This window comes from Natroniella acetigena, assembly GCF_023227745.1.
In the GTDB taxonomy this organism is placed as follows: Bacteria; Bacillota; Halanaerobiia; order Halobacteroidales; family Halobacteroidaceae; genus Natroniella; species Natroniella acetigena.
Genome location: NZ_JALKBX010000013.1, coordinates 1 through 21,443 on the forward strand (window position 1 = coordinate 1; position 21,443 = coordinate 21,443).

Here is a 21,443-nt window from a genome sequence, read left to right on the forward strand (position 1 = left end):
TCTTTTTTATTTTTATCTTTTTTATTTTTATCTTTTTTATTTTTATCTTTTTTATTTTTATCTTTTTTATTTTTATCTTTTTTATTTTTATCCTTTTCTTTTTTATTTTGTTTAACTGCTTTTTTCTCTTTGCCCTTATTAGTATCTTTTTCTAGATTATTATGCCACTTTGTTTGTTCTCTTTCTAATTCTTCTCCTAATACTTTTTCATCAACTTTTCCATAATTGTATTCTACCCAATACTTTAGTTCTAGCCAATCTTCATGGTTATATTCCCCATTATGCTTATCAATAAATTTTTTTAGAACTCCATCATTTATAATGTTTTCAATATCTGCTTTTTTCTCTTCTATTTTACTATCACTTTTATCTTCCAAAACAGCCAAAACTTCATCTAAGCTCTGATATCTATCTTCCATCTCTAACTCTGTCATCTTTAATATCATTTGCTGTAAATATTCTGGTAAAGTTATCTCTTCTCCATTATCTAATATCTTTAAATTCTTTACGCTCCTTCGATATTCTGCTTCTACTCCAGCTCCCTTTTCTCTATCTAAAGCTCCGTATGGCACTTGTGTTCTTGCCAAAATAGCATAAAAAGTCATCCCCAAAGAATAAATATCTGTTGCAAATTCCAAAGGATAATCACTTACATTTAACTCTATTGGAGAATAACCTTCTTTATAAAACCTCGTCTTATTCCCTTGGTTATCTTCTAATTCTTTTACTGAGCCAAAATCAATCAGTTTATATTCACCATCTTTAGTTACCATTATATTATCAGGGCTGATATCACGATGTATCATTCCAGGCCCTAGCTTATGAAACTCATTTAGTCCTTTACTGATCTCCTTAGCTAACTCTAAAAATTCATCTAACTCATATTTATAATCGGATTTTATTCTATCTTCTAAACTTTCTCCTTCTATGTACTCCATTACTCCATATAAAGTATTATTATCTTCCATTATCTCATATACCTTGACTAAACTATCATCATTCAACTCTCTTAATAAATTCATCTCATCTCTAAATTTATCTTTAGACCTTTCAAAAGTATCTTGTTTAGTTATTCCTACCATAGTGCTTTGGCTTGTCCTTACACAGGCATCACCTACAAATAACTCTTTAACTGCATATTTTTCTCTGCTTTCCTTTTCTTCTACAAGATAAGTTATCCCAAACCCACCTTGCCCAAGTGTCTTTACAATTCTATATTTATCTCCTATTAAAGTGCTTACTTTTAAATTCTTTGTTTGCACCTGAGGCAGTCCACATATGGGGCATAGTTCTTTTTCTTGTCCTATCTTCTGACCACAATAAATACATTCCTTATCACTCATACTCTGATAACCTCCTTACTAATAAAAAACTAAATAAAGCCCTCTAATTTGATAATTAATTTAAAAATCAGGTGCTCCACTGCTCCTTAATGTCTTAGTTTTAGTCTCAGTTAATAACATTCTCGTGAAATTAGCGGACATATTCGCCATAATATCATCAGCATCAATAAATTCTGTAATCAAATCCTTCATTCCTAAATCGCTAGCCATAGGCTTCATTTCTTTCAATTTCTTCTCTATCTCTTTTTCTCTACCCTGACTTCTTAATTTTTCTATTTCCTTACTTTTTTCATATAAAGTAACTATCTGAATCAATTCTTGAACTTCAGGATTGGGATATTCATGACCTAAACTTTCCTCCACCTCAATAACCCCTCGGAATTCACTCCGTATCTCTCCTGTATCTAATCCTCCCGTAAAGATTCTATAAATCCCAAATTCAACCGGCTCTAAATCCACTTTAAATAAAATATTATCCTCTACTGATAAACTTCCTAAAGCATATTCTCCATCTTCATCTTGTTCTATTTCATTTATTCCATTTTTGCCTATTTTATATACTTTTTGGGGAATTACATAATTAGTAAATCTAAAATTTAAATCTGCACTCACAAAATCAGTACTATTTGAAACAACTATTTCCTCTTTTATTTCATTAAAGAATTTTTCTATACTATCTATATGATAAAATGATCCTCTTCCTATATCTGCAACCTCTAATAAAAATTGACTTCCATATTCTTCTCCCAATCCTACTACTGATGTATATATTTTTTCCTTCCTCAAACTTTCTACTGCAACTTTGGCCCTTTCTTCATCAAAATCTAACCCATCAGTAAATAAGATAACCTTAGCTAACTGACCATCATCTATTTGAGATCTTTCCAGAATATTTTCTAATCCTTTCCCAGAATATGTAGCTCGCCCACCTTTTTCTTTTAATAAATCAATTGCATCTAAAGTAACTATATCATTATTTCCCAAAATTTTTCTATCATCCAATACAATCTCACTAAACTTATCAAAAGAATATATAGAGATATAATTATTATTTAAAAAATTAGACTTAACTAGTTTCTTTAAAGCCTGTATGAGTTTTTCTTTTTTAGTTAAACCATTTTCTAATTCTTGATTCATAGAATAACTAGTATCAATTAAAAAAATAAATCTTTTCTCTAAATTATTATTACTATTTGAAACTTGCTTTTTTTCTAAATTTTGTAAGCTTAATTTACCCCAGATTACACTCTCCTGGTTTTCCTGATAAGTTTTTCTAAAAAAATCTGTTGTTAATTCCATAGTTTATTTCTCCCTTCCATTTTTAAATATTGGTTCTAATATCATAACTTTTGTCAATAAAAACTCCTCTAATTCATTAAAGTAAGAATCATAATAAGAATCAGTTTCTATTATAGGTGTTAGCCTTTTAAGGTCTTTAAAAACAGAATCTTCTTTATCAAAATCAATAAGATAAGATCTAAAATTATTTCTTAAATTATAATGATTTTCTACATATTCCTTAGCCTTTTGAGTTTTGCTATACAATTCTGTTATTAAATAAGGAGCATTTCGGAAGCTATCAATATTTTTCATATATACCTTATCATTATTATTAACAATCCAACCCTTTAAATGCTCTAAAATATAACCTTTAGTCTCTTTAGAAATTTGATTATTTAATCTTTCAATTTTTATATTGAAATTCCTAATCTTCCTTCTTTCTTTTTGAACAAACTCACTAAATTTATCATTAGCTTTATCTACTATTTTACTTATTACTTCTTTTAAATTATCAATTTCTTTCTTTAACTGCTTTTTTAACTCTTTAACTTTATCTTTTTGATCTGCCTGAGAATGCTTTAATTCAGATAATTTAGTATACTGATTCTTTATATCTTTGTTAATACTTTTTATATTTTTTTCAATCTTTTGGTATTTAACATTAAATAGATCTATCTCACTTTCCAAATCTTCAATAATATTTTGTATCTCTCTCTTTTCTTTTTTTAATTCGTCTTTTTTAGAATTTATAATTTGGTTAACAGTTCTACTGTAATTATTTAAATTATTTTTTTCATTTTCTAATTCTTTTATTAATCTTCTTTTACTAATTAATCCCTCAATTTTATTTAATATCCCATTTTTTTTAGAGTTGATCTGCTCTTCTAATTGATTTATCCTATCAACTATATTTAATAGTTGTAATAAAGATGGATATTTATCAACATTTTTTTCACAAATCCTCTTAAGTATATTTTTATCACTTTCCAAACCTTTAATAATATTATCTATATTTTTAAGTTCTAAATTTACAACGTTCATTTCATTTTTCTTATCATTTAACTTATTTTTCACTTTTCTTTTTCTTTTCTTAATATAACTTAATTCATCTTTCTTATCAGAAACATCATTTTCTAATCTATTTATATTATCATTTATCTCAGATTTTTTGCTTTCAAAATCAGACCTATTATTTAAAATTTCTTGTTTATTATATATATTACCTAATCTTAAATCTAAACTTTCTATTGGAACCTCTAAATAATTATCTATTAAATCATAAAATCTTTCTTTAAAATTTTTATCAACATAACTACTTATATTTTTTTGAGCTTTATTTATTTTAGTAACTGTTTTTTTAAATTCATTCTTCTTTCTATCCAAAAGATCTCTTTCTAATCTCCTCAATTTTTCTAAATGGATTATCCTTAGACTTGTACTAACATTTTTTTTAGTAAATTTATTTTTAATATTATTAATTTGATTAGCAATATCTTTAATCATATTCTTAGGCTGATTGATATCAAGAAAAAACTCTAACTTATATAAGTAAGCAAATTCAAAATTGTTTTTTGCTACTTGCACAAAAGTAAAGTATAAATTATCACTACTATGATCGGGAAGATTAATCTTAAATAACGGAGCTTCATTTTGATATATTGGAGATTTTAATAATGTGTTTTTAGTAACCAACTCAACATTATGCTTATCTAGCTTAGAATTCAATTCTATTATTTGACTTTTATCAGCTTCTTTTATACTTATCTCACCTTGTTCTTTTCTCCCTCTGCGAAATAAAATGAATTTTTCCTCTTTAAAGTCTTCAAAAGATATTCTCGATTCTAACCTTTTTCTAATTTCATCTAAGATTAACTTCTCTTCATTCTTACCTTTTCTTAATTGAACTTTATATTCATTTATTTTTTCATGAGAATTAATTATATCTAATATTAAGTTTTTATCTGAACTATCAATTTTTATTTCTTCTTTATAATTATTAATATAATCAAATCTTTTTTCAATTAGCTTAATATTCTCATATAACTTATTGTTAAACTGCTCTATTTGATTAATTTTATCTATTAAGTTGTCAATAGATTCTTCTAAAATCATAATCTCCTCCCTTTTGTAAGCTCAATTTTTATTTACTAATGCTTCTCAAATGAGAATCTAAGTTATTCTTTGCTGTATTAAAGCTATTTTTAGCATTTTTAAATTTCTTAGAACTATCTTTTATTTCATCATCAATTATATCTTGTTTAATTTCTATTTTGCTAATGCTACGCTTAGTCTGTTTTACCTGACCTTGAGCTTTAGCTAAATCTATATCATTACTATTTAAAGTTTTTTTATCATTCTTTTCTTCTATCACTTCTACTGCTAATTCATAATTTTTTAAATTATTTTTTTCTTTCGCCTCCATCCTCTCTAAATTTCGCTTATAATTTTTCAATCTCTTCTGAGAAACTTCAAAGGTTTTTTGTATTTCTTCCATCTGACGCTCACTATCTTTTTTAATTTCTTGAGCAGCCTTTATATTATCATTATTTTGACTATTAATTGCACTTTGATCTAAATGTGATAATATTTCATTCATTTCTTTTAATTTTTCTGTTACAAATTCTAATCGCTCAATATTTTTTCTGTTTACTTCTTCAACTTTTTCAACATCTTTGCTTAATTCATAAAAATCTTCATAATGTTCTTTTGATTCTGGTAGATCTTCCATATAGTTATACTCTAATAAATCATTCTTTTGCTCTTCATCCTTAACATCACCATATCTTATTTCACTGCTTGATGGAGTTTCAAGTCCCATCTTTATTACCTCCTTGTTTTAATTTGATTTTCAAATTTATCTTGTTTAACCTCAATAGTTTCAATTAAATTATCAATTTGTCTTTTTTTTCTTACCAATTTATTTTTGAATTGTTCTTTCAATTCTGCTAATTCTCCTTTATAATTAAGATTCCTATTTATTTCAAATTCACTTTCTAATGCAACTTCTTGAATAGCCAAAGCCGTTTTTTCAAAATCTTTCATGTTTTCGAACTCATACTTTTTTAATACATCTTGGCTTTCAATTAATAATTTTTCGCAAAAATTTCTATCAAATCTATATTTTTCTAGCAATTCATCTGAAATAATTTGAAATTTATTTTTTAATTCTTTAAGTGGTTTTGCTTTGTTTTTGATATTTTTTAATTGCTTATTTATTTTGCTAAATTCTCCCTCCCAAACTTCTAATGAAGTAAACTTTCTTTCCATAAATTTGATATAGTATTCATTTAATTCATCAAAGACCTCATTAACTTTATAAATAGTTTCTGAATCAATTTCTTGTTTAGTATTAATTTCTTTCTTTATTCCAATTTTTTTAATTAAAGTTTCCTGAAATTTAAATAATAATTTAATAAATAAATTATTTAAATTGTATTCACTTTTTTGCTTAATAAAATTACTTTTTAAATAATTAATAATTTTAACTCGTTCTTTAGATCCTAAATCAGCACCTATAAATGATTTGATATAATAAACTATCTTTCGTACTTTCTTATTCAAATCATCATTTGCTATTCTACCATATCTATATAATAAATAACTCATACGCTTATAATTATAAATATTATCTGACATAGTAATTAATCTTTCTACAACTTTCAGCAAATTATTCTTCTCCTTCACTTCAAGTAACTTATCTTCTACCCCTGTTTTCATTTCAGTAGTTAACTCATAATCAAATTCCTTATCCAGCAAATAAAGTAAAAATATAAAATACCAAAAATCCTCTCCTTCTCTTTCAAGATTACTTATTTCTTCTTTAAACTTATCAAAATCAAAATCATCTATCAAATCATTTAATAAGTCTGCCAGCTTATTTTTTAGAGAAGCATTAAAATATGCTAAAACTTCAGAGTCTTTTAAAACTTCCCTACCATCTTTAGCCCTAACTAATCTTTTAAAATCCCTTGACCTTATCTTTTCTGATTTATGCCAACCAGCTTTAAAAGTTAAAAACTCTCCTGTCTTCATTTTAGGTAATCCTCTCATATCATGCTTTCCTATCAACATAGAATTACCCATAGCTTTAATATCATCTTTTGAATTTAATTTACCGACAACCTTTACATTAGTATTTTTTATAACCTCTGGTGCAACTGCTGAAGGAATTTGATCAGCAACTATTATCCCTTCTCCTTTAGCTCTAATTTCAGCTAACATATTTACTATCATATCTTTAGCATTTTCCATCGGATTACTAGTTCCTGCTGAACTTCTAGGAATATTAGCTACAATATTATGAGCCTCTTCTAAAACAATTAAATGTTGTAATTTATGACTTCTATCCTCTTCAAAAGGATCATTATTAATTAAATAATTTCTAATTAAATTCATTAAAACCATCATAAATAAACCCTTTTGATATTCATTTAATCCTTCTAATTCAATTATAGTAGGCTTTTGCAATAACTCTTCTATACTCGGCATAGTAATTTTATTATTAAAAATCTCACCAATTGGTTTATTTAATAATGAACTAAATCTTACATTCAATACAGTATCTAAATTCTTCTTTACTTCTTTATCATAGTCTGTATCATCCATTACTTCCTTTAATATTTCTACAAATTTTTCTAAATCAGGTATCTTATCTAACTCCATATCTGTTATAGAACTTACTTTCTCACCAGTTATAACATTTTCAATAAATCCGGATTCTTTATATAATTTTTTTAAAGCTCGATTGACTAAAAAGGGCGTCGGTGGAAACAAATCCATAGAAGCTTGAAAAGCCTCTTCTAAAAGTGAAGGATGTTCAAAAATCTTTGAGTTTTCAACCGGTTCAAACATATTAATAAAAAATGGGACTAAATCAGCATCTTTTAAAGTGAAAATCTGTAAATCATTTTGTAATTTTGACTCTTCTACTCCTGCCATTTCTTTTAATGTTTCACTCTTCTCAATCTTTTTCATCGTCCTATATTCAGTCTTAGCAGGCTCTAACACTAAAAAAGGAACATCATATTTTTCATAAGCTTGAAATAAAAGATCCATAATAATTGTTGTTTTACCACTTCCAGTTGATCCACACACAAAAGCGTGTTTGTTAAAATCATCTAAATTTATATTAATATTCCTGCTCACATTATTTGTTCCTAATTTTATTTTTCTATACTCATTCTTTTCTTTATTTAAATTAAATGACTTTATATCAGTACTCTTTCTGATATTTTTAAATGTTGTCATATGATTTCCTACAGGCAGTTGAAAAAAACCTTTAACTTCATTTAAAGAAAAAAGATAATTCATTACTCCAAACTTCTCCATTGATGGCGGGTTATTCATATCACAAATTTCAGTTACATAACTATTTTCAAATGAACTGCTAAGTATATTTTGTAACATATCTTTAGCAAATATTTGGTCATTACTATTTACCTCTATTCTAAAATTAAATGTCGGAAATTGAGTAAATTCTTGTAATAAATTCTGCAAAGAATTCTCAGCTTCTCTACTGTATAAATCTTGAATCTTTTCGTCAGAAAGAACCTCTCTTAATACATTTTTATTTTCAATATTTCTTTTTACAATATCTCTAATTCCAGAAGAATATTTTTTAACTCGATTGATCTCCTCAAATAACATATATTCATCTTCAGAGCCGATAAAATCAAATGGCTTAATCACAAACTTTAATAATAAATCAGACTTATCATCTAAATTCTCTAGTGTTTTAATAAAATTTGACCAGTTGAAATTACCTTGAGGTTTAAGTTTTTTTAAAAATTCATACTTTACTGGAATATCAATTTGATTAATTATCTTTTCTTGGATAGATGAAAGCATCATATTAGATTTAAATAGCCTTTTCTTTTCATGCTCTTCTTTTCTATCCAAAATAGCTTTTATTGTTTTAGATTCCATCTTTTTTCTTTTCATAAAATAAGTATACTTATATGTATTTTTTTTGAAGTCATCAATGAATTTAAATTTATATAAAGAAGCTATATTTGTTGTTTCTAAAATGCTATTTAATTCTTCTTTTTTTAATCTATCTGAAAAATCTAAAAAAAGTTCAATCTTGTCATTGTTTTTTCTTAATAAAATTTCAGCCTTTATCTTTTTGGCATATATATAATTTATTAAAGAATGAAAACCATTAGCTACTATTTGACCAATTTTAGTTCCAAATTTATCTAAATAATTATCATCTGCAACATCAGGTATTTCTTGTACTTTTAAAAGCATATATACCTCCTCAAAATTACTCAAATCTTAATTTAACATTTCCTAAATATACAATATCCCCAGAATTTATTTTGTACTCTTCTCCTGGTACTAATTTTTCTGTATTTGAACTTCCCGAAAATTTACCATAACTATCATTACTTACAGACTGTAAGATGCTTATATACCACTTGCCTTTAATTTTAATTAGTTTAGCATGTCTTCTACTTACATATTCAGCATTTTTGGATTCTCTCAAATCAATATCGACTGGACCTTTTGAAGATACTTTCCCTATTAATAATGAATTCTCATTCTGCGGAATACTCCATGTCTTAGTATTTTCTCCTGGTTCATCTTCTAAAATTATCTCTCTAACAAATAAATCAGAATCTTCAAGTTCATTTTCACTTCTACCCTTAGCCTCTCTTCCTTCTAATCTTCCTTCTAATTTAAATTTCTCTTTTTTCTTATTTTCAACATTAAAATCTTCTAAATCCTTATCCATCTCTTCTAAATTTTCATTGAACTTCTCTTTTTTAACTTCATTTGTATCTCTATTATCCTCATTTATTACTTTTTCAGATTGTGATGATCCTACATATAGCTTTCCACAATCCGGACAAAATCCACCTTCAATCTCTTTATTAAACTCTGTTCCACACTTACATACTACATCCATCAATATAACCTCCCTCTATGAATTAAATTTATCTTACTTATTATCATCATTTTTATTTCCAACAAATTTATCACTGATCCCTAAATCAGAATCTACTCTTATTTTTATAGTTTCATATTGCTTTTCAAAATCTAATAAATTATCTATTTCCCATTCCTTAAACTCCCAATCTTCACCCGCTACTAGCTTGACTTTCATTTCTTTATTTTCGTCATACTTATCTTTACTTGGAAATAACTCTATATTACCTTCCCCTTCATAATATGTTGATATTGTAGATTTATTGACCTTCTCCTTTTTATCAACCAATAATGCATTACTTAATCTATCTAAATAAAAATCACTATTATAAGGCATTATCCAATAATAATACCCCTCTTTTACATCTGAATAACTATTATTATCAACATTAGCTACTGGCAAAATTAAATCATTAATGTCCTTTCTTTCAGTCTTAAAGATATAGTAATTATTTATCTCATCTTGGCTCTCCCAAGTTAAATTACCATTATCATCTATCTTTAAATTATTGACGGTATAAGCTATATTACTACTTCTGTTTCCATAATTCACAAAATGAAATACTACTACACTTAAAATTAAAATTAAGAGTACCAAATTATTTATTTTTTTCTTTTTAACTTCCTTTTTCAATTCATCTTCATACTCTATCATTTTATTTTCTTTTTTTTCTAATTTCATCTCTAACTTTTCTTTAATTTCATCTCTTTTCTGATTTAATTCATCTATCTTTTTTTCTTTAGCCTCCAATTCTTTTTCCTTCTGTGCTAAATTATTTTTCGTAGTTTTCAATTTACCTCTAACCTTTGAAATATCGTTTTTTTTATAATTGTTTTTAAATTTAACTTTTAAAAAAGTAGCATTATCATTTGGAATCTGATTATATATCCTGTCTTTTATCTCGTCAAAGTTCATCTTAATATCCTCTTCTCCTAAAAACTGCTCCCATACCCCATCAGAACATAAAAATATCTCATCCTCTTTTTTAATATTAATATAATTATAAAGACCTCGACTCTCTAAAGTAAAAATATCTTCTCGTTTTAAATCATCTTGACCTATACTCTTAAGCAATATGTTACTGGGATAGTTTTTCTTTTCCTCTCTATTTATCTCTCCTTTTCGGAGTAATGTTGCAACCTGTGATTGATCATATGTTATCTTATTTACTTCTCCATCTCTAATAATATATATCCTCGAATCCCCTACATGCCCTACATAAAGTTTTCCCTCCAATAAAACAGCTATACTAATAGTAGAACCAATCTGTTTTATTTTATTTTGTTCTTTATAATTCAAGACAATCTCATTTACTTTCATTATCGTATCTTTTAAAAAATCTTTCACATTTTCTACCTTAAGAGCGGTTTCTTTAAATCTATTAATACTTATGTTAACACAAATTTCACTTGCTTTATCACCATCTTCTCCACCTCCCATTCCATCAGCTATTATAAACATCATTTCATCTTTATTCTTTATATAATATCCATAATTATCCTGATTCTCAGTTCTAACAAACCCTACCGTACTAAAAGCCTCTATTTTTATTCCGTACTTATTATCCTCTTCAGTCTCATCAGAACCATACATATTTAAATACTTCAATAAATCATTTGGATAAGAATTTCTTTCTTTAAAGTCACTCGCTAAAGTCGCTTTTAAAAACTGATATAAACCAACTTTTTTAATTTCAATATCAGATAAAATTCCAGAAAATTCACTTCCAGTTATCCATTTATAAAGAACCCTTCCATAAAAATAAGATAAAGTTTCTTTATAAATCTCTTCATTTTTTAAATATTCACTTGGATAGTTATTTGCAAAATATTTTGCAAATATAGTGTTTATTCTTTTTTCATCATTAATAATTTTTTGATTCTGAGGATTTACAATAAATATCCCTTTATCTTCATATTCAGACCATATTTTCAACAAATCTTTCATCTTATTAATATTTTCTTCAATATCACTGTTCAATTTCTTTCCCTCCTCTATAAGTTAGATTTATATATTCTTACTATAAGCCAACTAATTAATTTGTAAAAATCATATCTAGTTAAGAAAATAATCAACCTTAGTAACTAGTGATAATATTAAATTATGTGATCTTCATTCTTACTTATCACACTTCTCTAAAGGAAACTTTTCCCCTTCTATTTCAAACAAAAAACTAGCCAGTTTCTACTAATCATCAAAAAGTTAAGGATAGATGACTATTCCACCACTCTCTAATAGATAATTCATAATATCACCTCTTTATCTTCTTAATTCAAATTTAAATGATCCCAATATCCAAGATTCAACTACCTAAATGTTGTATATGTTTTTATAGCAGAATCTAAAGCAAAAGATAAATTAACTTCTTTTGGATCTTTTGTTTTGGTAATTTGATAATATATATGAACTTATATTCGGATATAATAAAATAAAATCAAAGAGAGGTGAACAATATAGATAACAAGCAAAGCATAGAGAAGTTAAATGAACTTCTAAAAGGAGAAAAGATGGCGGCTACTATTTACGATAAAACAAAGGGGTTACAGAAAGATTCGCAAGTAAAAGAGCTGCTAGAAGATTTTGCCCAGGATCATCATAGACATGCTCAGCAATTAGAGGAGCGAATAAATCAATTAGGTGGTAATCCCAACGAAAATATAGGTGTGTCAGGAATAATGGCAAATATGATGGCAAAGTTAAATGCAATACGAGGGCCAAAACATCTGCTTAAGCAAATTTATAAAGGAGAATCCATGGGTGTTAAAGCTTATGAAAAACGAATAGACGACTTAGAACCTATAAGTCAAGAAATTGTGCAGGGGCTGATAGAAGAAGATAGGGAACATTTAAGAAAATTTGAGGCGAGGGTCGATGAAGAAAGAAGAGAAAGTTAAAAAGAAGATATGACCTGCTTAAGCAGGTCATATCTTCTTTTTATAATTCTTAACTACTTTTTATCTTTTCATCTTTATTGGTTATTAATTGTTAACTCTTCATCACTTTTAATGTTGAATAATCCTTTTACGAAACTACTCAAATCATCAAGAATAGAATAAAAACACGGAATTACAACTAAGGTCAAAATAGTAGAAAATAACAATCCACTAATTACAACTACTGCCATCGGCTGTTGAACCTCAGCACCATCACCCAATCCAAGGGCCAACGGAACCAAAGCCAAAGCGGTAGTCAAAGTCGTCATCATAACCGGCCGTAATCTAATTGGCCCAGCATTCAAGATTGCTTCTCTACGTGGCTCTCTTTCTCGGCGCACATTGATATAATCAACCATTACAATCGCATTATTGACCACAATACCTGCCAGCATAATTACCCCGATAATCCCTGGCACACTCAAAGGCATTCTAGCAATCACTAATCCAAGTATTGCTCCAACCAAAGCTAACGGGACAGTCAACATTATCGTAAATGGATGGAGTAAAGACTCAAATTGAGAAGCCATCACCATATAAACCAAAATAACTGCTAAAATCATCGCAATACCTAAGTCTCCAAAAGCATCCTGTTGATCCTCAATCTCTCCACCATAACTGACCGTATAACCATCAGGAATATTAAGCTGATTAACTCGCTCTTCAATATCAGCTTGAACTGCTCCTAAGCTTCGTCCATGGAGATGGGTTCTAACTGTAATAGTCCGTTGTTGATTCTCCCGTTCAATACTGGTCAATCCTGTAGCTAGCTCAACATTAGCAACTTGAGATAAAGGAACTACTGCTCCTTGTGGTGAAGTCAACTTCAGATCCATCAACTGATTAATATTTTCTCTATAATCCTCAGCCAAACGAACCCGAACATCAAACTCCTCTCCACCTTCCTTATACTGAGTAGCCACTTGGCCATCTATTGCTGTTCTAATCGTCGAACCTATCTGTTGCACACTAAATCCTAAATCTTTAGCTTGCTGACGATCAATATCAACTTGTACCTCAGGACGACCCTCATCAATACTCAATCCTACATTACGTGTTCCTTCTACTGCTTCCACTTCCGGTTCAATTTGATCAGCTAACTGACTTAAAATATCAAGGTCCGAACCAGCAATTGTAACCTCAATCGGAGCTCCCATACCTCCGCCACCACCCATTCCAGTAACAGGAGTAACATTAATATCTGCACCAGCAATATCAGCTACTAACCCTCTTACCTCTTCAGCAACAACAGAAGTACTCCGTTCTCTATCTGCCAAACCAACCAACTCAGCAGTAACCTGACCAGTATTAGAATTATCACCTCCAGCTCGACTGGAATAATGTCTTAACTCTGGAATTCCTTCTAATCTTTGTTCAACTTCCTGAACTACTCGATCAGTCTCCCTCAAAGCCTCTCCTTCAGGCAATTCAACTTGAATATTAAAAATACCTTGATCAGTATCAGGAAGAAACTCAGTCTCAAGAGGAATAATATCCCTTGCTACCCCCACTCCAAAAAGCAGAACAAAGATAACTAAAAATAATAAAACTAAATAACGATAATTTAAAGATATATCTAAAAATCTTTGATAACCTTTTCTTATCCGTCCAAATTCAACTTCAGCTTCATCTTCCCCAATGACTGCATCTTCATTAACCTTCAAAAACTTAGCCGACAACATCGGAATAAAGGTCAAAGCAACAAGTAAAGAAGCAACTAAAGAGAAGGTTACAGACCAAGCCAAAGCACCAAAGATCTCGGAGGCCAAACCTTCAATATAAACCACAGGTAAAAATACAGCTGCTGTCGTCAATGTTGAAGCCAAAATTGCTGTTCCTACCTCAGCAGTTCCCTTCTTAGCAGCCTCAATCCTACTCTTTCCTTCCTGCTGAAAGCGATAAATATTCTCTAACACAACGATTGCATTATCAACCAACATCCCAATTCCTAAAGCCAAACCACCTAAAGACATTAAATTTAAAGACTGATCGGCAAAATACATCAAAACAATCGCTGTAACAATTGAAACTGGAATTGCAGTCCCCACAATCAGCGTACTCCGGATATTTCTTAAGAATAAAAAGAGAACAATCATTGCTAAAAGTCCACCTAAAACTGCATTCCGTTGCACATTAGCAATAGAATCCTCAATAAACTCAGCTTGATTCTCAACAACTGTCAACTCAAAATTATCTTCATTTCTTTGAATCCTTTCTACCTCTTCTAAAACTGCATTAGCTACTTGAACAGTATTACTTCCACTTTCCTCTTGAATCTCAAGGCTAATACTCTCCTCACCATTTAAATAACTATAAACAGAACGTTCTTTATAATCATCTCTTACTTCAGCAAATTCTGCTAAATCAACTTTAATCCCTTCCGGATTCATCAATTCAACATCACCAATCTCTTCAACCGATTCAAACTCACCAGCAGTTCTAATCAACAGATCCTTAGTTCCATGATCAACTGAACCACCACTGATATTAACATTTTCAGCTCTTAATTGCTCAATCACATCTTGAAAACTAAACCCATAATAAATCATTCGATCAGAATCAATATCAACCTGTATCTCCCGCTCCAACCCCCCTGAAATATCAACACTAGCTACTCCAGGAACTCGCTCCAAAGCAGGTTCAACTATATCCTCAGCTAAATTTCGCAACTCTGCCAAGTCCATATCTCCAGCTAACTCTAAATTCATAATTGGCATACTATTAGGATCGAATCTAACCACCTGAGGCTTATCAATATCATCAGGAAGATGATCTTCAATCAGCTCTACACTTTCACGCATATCCAAAGTTGCAAAGTCTAAATCAGTCCCCCAATCAAACTCGATAAAGACTACCGACCGATTAGGATGAGAAAAAGAAGTAACATTAGTTACATTATCAACCACAGCAATAGTCTCCTCTATAGGCCGAGTTACACTCTCCTCAATCTCACTTGGAGTTGCTCCATCATAAGTAGTCATTACAACTGCATAAGGAAGATCCATCTCTGGCATCAAATCAACTGGCATCAACGGCAAAGAGACTGCACCCAAGATAATGATTGCCAGTACAATCATGGTAATAGTAACTGAACGATCAACAGAAAAATCAGATAGTTTCATTAGTTACCACCCCGCTCCACAATCTGAACGCTATCCCCATCAGTTAAATTTTCTTGCCCGCGAATAATTACTTGTTCGCCAACTTCAACCCCTGATTTAATAACTACCTCTTGAGCACCCATTAATCCAGTCTCAACTTCTCTTCTTTCCGCTTGACCATCTTGATAAACAAAGACAACATCCTGGTCATTATCTAACACAACAACTTGCTGTGGTAAAACAATTTCTTCTTCACTTCTTTCTGTTTCAAGTTGAATCTGACTATACATCCCACCTTTGAGCAGATCAGTTTGATTCTTCAAATTAATCTCAATCCCGTAACTTCGATTTTCACCAGCAACTGGACTAATTTCAGATAATTCTCCTTCATATTCTTGCCCTAAAGATGGAATCTCAATCTGACTTCGCTGTCCAACTTGAACTTGGTTAATATACCTTTCACTCAAGTCAGCACTTACCTTGACCTCTTCAAGCTCAGCTATTGCAACAATTGGTGAATTAGCTACCATCTCTCCAGCCTCAATATTTAAATTATAAACCTGACCATCAATAGGAGCTGTCACTATTCTATTTTCATACTTAAGCTCTGCTCCATTCAAGCCAGCTTCAGCTTGCTCTACTTCTGCTTTAGCAGCCTCAATCTCTTCATCACGAGCTCCAATCTCAGCCATCTTCAAATTCAACTCAGCTAATTGATACTCCTTACTAGCATTAATATACTCTAGTTCACTCTGTTCAAACTGCTGATTAGAGATTGCATTTTGTTTATACAACTCTTGTTGACGCTGGTACTCTCTTTTAGCTTGTTGATATCCATTTTCAGCCTGCTCTAACTGTAACTTCAACTGTTCAATCTGCTCTTCTCGTTCCCCAGCCAAAATCCGATCCAAATTAGCTTGAGCAGCCTTTAAAACAGCTTGGGCTTGATTTAATTCAACCCGTAAAGGTTCTTCATCAATCTTAAGTAATCGTTCACCTTCTTCTACCTGCTGTCCAGTCGAAACATAAACTTCTACTACTTCACCTTGAACTTGAGGGGTTACTTGCACCTCTTTACTCGGCTCCGTTCGACCTCCTAAAGTTATATAATTAACTACTTCTCCTCTTTGAGCTTCTTCTACTTCAACTGCTACTTCTTGTTGCATATTATTTTGAGCAATTGCTTCTTCTGCTTCTTCTCCATTACTACAAGCAACAGTTACTAATGGAAATAATAAAACTACTACTACTAACTTTAATTTATGCATCCTTCCTACCTCCCAATCCCTTTAACTTTATAAAGATTAGCCAATGCTAAGTTATAATCATAAATTGCACCCAGATAATCACTCTCTATCTCTTGATAAGTTGCTTCGGCTTCAAGAAGATCATTAGTAGTGACCAGACCTTCCTTATAACTAGCTTTACTCTCTTTTAAATTCTCTTCTGCTTGCTCTAAGCTCAATTCCATTAAGCTAATTCCTTCTTTAGCCTCACTAAGTTCTAATAATGCCTCTTCAATCTCTAGCTCAACTAAATCTACTAAATCCTCATATCTTAAATCTAAAATATCAAGTTCCTCTTCAATCTGAGCAAGCTCTGCCCTTCGCTGTCCACCGTCATACAGATTATAACGTAAAGCAAGACTTACCCTCCAATCACCATCAACTGTAAAGCTATCATCTTGAGCTTCATAATTACCATTTAAAAATAAATTTGGATGAGATTCACCCTTCTTTCGCTCCAAATTCAACTCTACAATTTCACGATTAAGCTCTAATAACTCCAAATCTAAACGATTATTTAAAGCAACTTCCTTTACTTCATTAAATTGATAACTCTTTTCACTCCAATCCAACTCTTTAACCAACTCCAAATCGGTCTCACGAGGAAGCTTAAGAGTATTCTTTAAAGCCAATTCAGCTAACTCAGCTCCATTTTTGGCCCTTAAAAGCCCCTGCTCAGCCTGTAATCTCTGTGTCTGAGCTTGAAGTAAATTAGTTCGTGTAAAGATACCAACTTCATAGTTGGCTTCAGCAGTCTGTACATAATCTTCAATCCGCTCTAAACTCTTTTGGTTAACCTGAACCATCTCTTCAGCCTTTAAAAGATTATAATACTGTTCACTAACTTGATAAGCCAATTCTTTCTTCTGCTCCTCTAGCTCCTTTTGGGCAGTCAGCACCCCTTTTTCAGCTTGTTGATAGCTAATACTCCGTTGGCCCCCCGTATAAAGAGGCAACTCTAAATCAAGACTGGTAGTGAATCTATTTTGGGATAACTTTTGTTGGGGTTGAAAATCAGATGGTGCTTCACCTAGCCTAGTATAACCAGCACCCAAATCCAGCTGTGGATAAAAATTGGCCCGGGCAATCTCGACTTGCCTTTCAGCAATCTTGACCTCCCTTCTCAAACTTTCAATCTGATTATTATTCTCTAAAGCCAGCTCAATCGCTTTCTCTTCCGTTAATTTGATCGACTCTGACCCTAGAACAGGTAGAGCACTGCTAACTAAAACAACTAAAACTATCAAACTAGTCAACTTAACTTTCTTCATATGTATCCCCCTTTTTAACTCAATACTGGCTACAATTTATCTGCTAACTCCATTTAAAAATACATCTTTAATCAATTCTACCTTATCCATTAGATCATTTTGGTAATAAAGATGAGGATTGAAAGTTCTGATCATCCCTAATAATACTCGGGCCAAATCTAAACTATCCTGATGAGAAGCTATCACCTTTTCTTCTTTAGCTTGATCAATTACCTCAGCTATCGATTCAATCTGAGATCGATTAAAATTTATTATGTGATCATGAAAAAACTCTTTATCTACAGCAATTGTACACTCTCTAAACATCTTAGAAACCTTTCTTCCCTGTTGATAAAAATTGAAATAAAGCTGAATAATCTCCTCTAACTTTTCCAACGGGTCAATCTCTACTTCAATCTTTTCTTTAACCTTCAACTGTAACTGCTCTAATTTATTGATCAAAATCCCTTGAAATAAATCCTTTTTACTATCAAAATACCAATAGACTGTTCCTTTAGCTACTCTTGCTAGATCAGCAATTTCGCTTACCTTAGTCTCATGAAAACCCTGTTCCGAAAATAAATCAATTGCTGCTGAAATAATATCAGCCTTTTTATTACTCACTTTTTCACCCATCTAATCACTCCTTATCTCTCGACGTACCAGTCAGTCAATTAGATAGTATCAAGTTAATCTTCTTTTGTCAATGAAAATTATAAATAAAAAAAGATATAGCTGGTTGAGCTAGCCATATCTTTTAATCGAGTAATGACACCCCATGTTTTAACAGTTGAAGTAACTGCCAGTGTCAATGAAGCAGCAAAAAAAATATGTTGATAATATCCAATTGATTGCAGGAATTTGAGATATAATGTAGAAATATATTATATCATGAATCCTGAATTATTCAATGAACCAATTTTCAAACGTATTCTTGAAAAGTCTTTCTTTAGCGTCACAACCTACTTTGTCACGTTTTTTCAATCGTATGAATGAAGATACCTTAAAGCAATTTAATGAAATCTGTAAAAGATTAAGAGCTTTTGTTTACAAGACCAAGTGTCCAAAGGTGGTGCTATTAGATTTTAATTCCACTTTACTAAAAACTTATGGTAAACAAGAAGAAAAGTTTAATTTTCACTACAGTGCCCATGGATACCATCCTTTGCTGTGTTATGATGGTTTAACAGGTGACTTGCTAAAAGCAGAGCTTAGAGATGGTGCAGTATATACAATTTATGCAACCTCTTTTAGATGAATACTCACAAGATTATGAAGACATTTCTTTGTTTCTTAGAGGTGATAGTGATTTTGCAACACCAGATTTATTTAAACAATGTGAATGCAATGGTGTTTCCTAAAAGAGTATAAGAGCAGTTCTAGAAAATATAAGGTTGCTTCTGCAGTTAGAATAATAATAAATGATGAATCTTGAAAATTCAAAAGTTAAAACTATTAGAATAAGTTTATCTTTTCGTTGGAAAATATTAGTTGCTAAAAAAGTCATAATTCTTAAAAAAGAGTCACAAGCTGATTTTAGAGTAAATTACAGGGTCATGAATAATTCAGGTGTACTAAAGTACTATTTTTTGATTTTTCGTTAACTGGTCTAGAAACAATCATTTACATTACTATTACTTTAAAAATACTAGTTGCACTAGAAGCTTAGAATAAATGCTATTATTTCAGAGTGTATATCTTTTGTCAACTAGAAATAAGGAGGAATTTCAATAACATGTCTCTTAATTTGCCCGATAAAAAAGGACTTAACATATCAGATTTTAGTAGTACTATTAAAAATGATTTATGCGCTTCACTGGTAACTTTTCTAGTAGCCCTTCCTCTTTCTCTTGGAATTGCACTGGCCTCTGGAGCTCCGTTGATGGCAGGGATCATTGCTGCTATTGTCGGCGGTATTGTGGTTGGTACTCTAGGGGGCGCACCAATGCAGGTTAGCGGACCGGCCGCAGGGTTGACCGTTATAATTTTTGGTTTTGTTCAGGAGCTTGGCTGGGGCGTTACTACTGCAATGACGGTAGGGGCCGGAATTTCGCAAGTAATTATAGGTAAGATTGGACTTGCTCCTATTGCTTTAGCAATCTCACCGTCAGTTATCCATGGAATGATGGCAGCTATTGGTATCCTCATTGCTATTTCCCAGATTCATATAGTGTTTGGGGTACAACCTGTAGGCAAAGGCATTGAAAACCTTTTTGCCATTCCAAATTCCGTCATGAATTTAAATCCGGAAGCTACATTTTTGGGAGTTTTTACAATTATTCTTTTAATAGTTTGGTCTAAACTAAAATCCCAACGACTTCGTAACATACCTGGATCGCTGGTAGCCATTGTTGTCGCTACCGTTATCTCCATAGCCTTTGGTTTCGATGTTCCACGTGTAGATCTAGCCGGTAGCCTTATAGAATCTATTTCTCTACCGGTGTTACCAAGTGCAAATTTCGGAACTTTTGTTGCCGGCATCGTAGTGCTTACGTTAGTAGCGAGTGCCGAGTCATTGTTATCTGCCGTAGCAACGGATAAGTTGCACTCGGGGCCCCGCTGTTGCCTTGATAAAGAATTAACTGCTCAAGGAATAGCCAACACTATTTCCGGGCTGCTGGGGGGACTTCCTATTACCGGTGTCGTAGTCCGCAGTAAAGCAAATGTCTCATCAGGAGCTAAAACTCGCCTTTCGGCAATCCTCCATGGTGTTTGGTTATTAATTTTTGTAGTGTTTTTACCCGATGTAATAATTTTGGTTCCTTTGGCGTCACTGGCCGGACTATTAGTATACATCGGTATTAAGCTGGTAAACGTAAATCATATAAAAGAACTGAAGAGATACAATGAATTGGCAGTATACTCTATCACTGTTTTTGCAATCGTTGGCATTGATTTATTAGTGGGGTTGATTATCGGCTTTGCGGTTGCATTGATTCGCTTATTGCTGAAACTTACTAGACTTAACGTCAATATTGAAAACCAGAATGATCAATGGCAGGTATCAATTACAGGTACGTTGACTTGCATTGAAGTCCCCAAGCTTACCGATCATTTAAATACTATTCCTCCCGGTAAAGAAGTAAAAATAAACCTAGCATTGAGGTATTTGGACCATTCAGGCTATGAGGCACTAAAGTCATGGCAGGAGAGTTACGAAAAAATTGGTGGTCGTGTAGTTACTGACTATCTTGTGGAAAATAAGGAGGAAGAACAAGCTAGTCAAAGCGCTCCATTAGTTGACAACTGCATAATTAAAGGTGTTTGGGCTCAATACAATAAATAGAGAATCCCGTAAATGAGGGACTGAAAAACAAT

13 protein-coding genes and 1 pseudogene are annotated in these 21,443 nt (G+C 31.2%); 3 read left to right on the top strand and 11 right to left on the bottom strand.

Annotation, left to right across the window (positions count from 1 at the left end):
- The 7 genes from MWH25_RS04665 to MWH25_RS04695 all read right to left on the bottom strand — a co-directional run.
- Positions 1-1,343, bottom strand: a 1,343-nt coding sequence (locus MWH25_RS04665; RefSeq protein ID WP_248626374.1) for a serine/threonine protein kinase, incomplete at its 3' end; no start/stop codon positions are given.
- A 60-nt stretch (positions 1,344-1,403) separates the two neighbouring features.
- Positions 1,404-2,642: a VWA domain-containing protein gene (locus MWH25_RS04670; protein ID WP_248626376.1), complete on the bottom strand. Its 1,239-nt coding sequence runs from the start codon at positions 2,640-2,642 to the stop codon at positions 1,404-1,406.
- A 3-nt stretch (positions 2,643-2,645) separates the two neighbouring features.
- Positions 2,646-4,736 (bottom strand): ligand-binding sensor domain-containing protein, encoded by a 2,091-nt coding sequence (locus MWH25_RS04675; protein ID WP_248626378.1) that lies wholly within the window; start codon positions 4,734-4,736, stop codon positions 2,646-2,648.
- 28 nt (positions 4,737-4,764) lie between these two features.
- Complete coding sequence (locus MWH25_RS04680) at positions 4,765-5,442, bottom strand: hypothetical protein (protein WP_248626380.1); 678 nt, start codon at positions 5,440-5,442, stop codon at positions 4,765-4,767.
- A gap of 5 nt (positions 5,443-5,447) precedes the next feature.
- On the bottom strand, positions 5,448-8,873 hold the full coding sequence (locus tag MWH25_RS04685) for an ATP-binding protein (RefSeq protein ID WP_248626382.1): 3,426 nt from the start codon (positions 8,871-8,873) through the stop codon (positions 5,448-5,450).
- A 16-nt stretch (positions 8,874-8,889) separates the two neighbouring features.
- A complete protein-coding gene (locus MWH25_RS04690; protein WP_248626384.1) occupies positions 8,890-9,534 on the bottom strand; it encodes an FHA domain-containing protein in 645 nt (214 codons plus the stop codon).
- Positions 9,535-9,567: 33 nt separating this feature from the next.
- Entirely contained in the window at positions 9,568-11,535 is a 1,968-nt protein-coding gene (locus MWH25_RS04695) for a protein phosphatase 2C domain-containing protein (protein ID WP_248626386.1), read from the bottom strand.
- 464 nt (positions 11,536-11,999) lie between these two features.
- On the opposite strand from MWH25_RS04695, the gene MWH25_RS04700 reads away from it, so the two are divergent.
- Positions 12,000-12,449, top strand: a complete 450-nt coding sequence (locus MWH25_RS04700; RefSeq protein WP_248626388.1) for a demethoxyubiquinone hydroxylase family protein — start codon at positions 12,000-12,002, stop codon at positions 12,447-12,449.
- A 74-nt stretch (positions 12,450-12,523) separates the two neighbouring features.
- Here the strand turns inward: MWH25_RS04700 and MWH25_RS04705 are convergent, their stop codons facing one another.
- The 4 genes from MWH25_RS04705 to MWH25_RS04720 are packed head-to-tail and all read right to left on the bottom strand — an operon-like array spanning position 12,524 to position 18,761.
- Positions 12,524-15,610 (bottom strand): efflux RND transporter permease subunit, encoded by a 3,087-nt coding sequence (locus tag MWH25_RS04705; RefSeq protein WP_248626390.1) that lies wholly within the window; start codon positions 15,608-15,610, stop codon positions 12,524-12,526.
- On the bottom strand, positions 15,610-16,857 hold the full coding sequence (locus MWH25_RS04710; protein ID WP_248626392.1) for an efflux RND transporter periplasmic adaptor subunit: 1,248 nt from the start codon (positions 16,855-16,857) through the stop codon (positions 15,610-15,612). Before MWH25_RS04710 ends, MWH25_RS04705 begins: the two co-directional genes overlap by 1 nt.
- A gap of 5 nt (positions 16,858-16,862) precedes the next feature.
- On the bottom strand, positions 16,863-18,146 hold the full coding sequence (locus MWH25_RS04715; RefSeq protein ID WP_248626394.1) for a TolC family protein: 1,284 nt from the start codon (positions 18,144-18,146) through the stop codon (positions 16,863-16,865).
- Between the two features lie 36 nt (positions 18,147-18,182).
- A complete protein-coding gene (locus MWH25_RS04720; protein WP_248626396.1) occupies positions 18,183-18,761 on the bottom strand; it encodes a TetR/AcrR family transcriptional regulator in 579 nt (192 codons plus the stop codon).
- 264 nt (positions 18,762-19,025) lie between these two features.
- Here MWH25_RS04720 and MWH25_RS04725 point away from each other — a divergent pair.
- Together MWH25_RS04725 and MWH25_RS04730 are read left to right on the top strand one after the other, a co-directional pair.
- Positions 19,026-19,483, top strand: a pseudogene (locus MWH25_RS04725) (transposase); the annotation flags it as partial.
- Positions 19,484-19,860: 377 nt separating this feature from the next.
- Positions 19,861-21,411: a SulP family inorganic anion transporter gene (locus tag MWH25_RS04730; protein ID WP_248626398.1), complete on the top strand. Its 1,551-nt coding sequence runs from the start codon at positions 19,861-19,863 to the stop codon at positions 21,409-21,411.
- Positions 21,412-21,443: the final 32 nt, after the last annotated feature.

Coding starts and splice junctions, on each gene's coding strand:
- MWH25_RS04720 (WP_248626396.1), bottom strand. CDS start 18,761: ATGGGTGAAAAAGTGAGTAATAAAAAGGCTGATATTATTTCAGCAGCA.
- MWH25_RS04690 (WP_248626384.1), bottom strand. CDS start 9,534: ATGGATGTAGTATGTAAGTGTGGAACAGAGTTTAATAAAGAGATTGAA.
- MWH25_RS04705 (WP_248626390.1), bottom strand. CDS start 15,610: ATGAAACTATCTGATTTTTCTGTTGATCGTTCAGTTACTATTACCATG.
- MWH25_RS04715 (WP_248626394.1), bottom strand. CDS start 18,146: ATGAAGAAAGTTAAGTTGACTAGTTTGATAGTTTTAGTTGTTTTAGTT.
- MWH25_RS04710 (WP_248626392.1), bottom strand. CDS start 16,857: ATGCATAAATTAAAGTTAGTAGTAGTAGTTTTATTATTTCCATTAGTA.
- MWH25_RS04680 (WP_248626380.1), bottom strand. CDS start 5,442: ATGGGACTTGAAACTCCATCAAGCAGTGAAATAAGATATGGTGATGTT.
- MWH25_RS04730 (WP_248626398.1), top strand. CDS start 19,861: ATGTCTCTTAATTTGCCCGATAAAAAAGGACTTAACATATCAGATTTT.
- MWH25_RS04675 (WP_248626378.1), bottom strand. CDS start 4,736: ATGATTTTAGAAGAATCTATTGACAACTTAATAGATAAAATTAATCAA.
- MWH25_RS04685 (WP_248626382.1), bottom strand. CDS start 8,873: ATGCTTTTAAAAGTACAAGAAATACCTGATGTTGCAGATGATAATTAT.
- MWH25_RS04670 (WP_248626376.1), bottom strand. CDS start 2,642: ATGGAATTAACAACAGATTTTTTTAGAAAAACTTATCAGGAAAACCAG.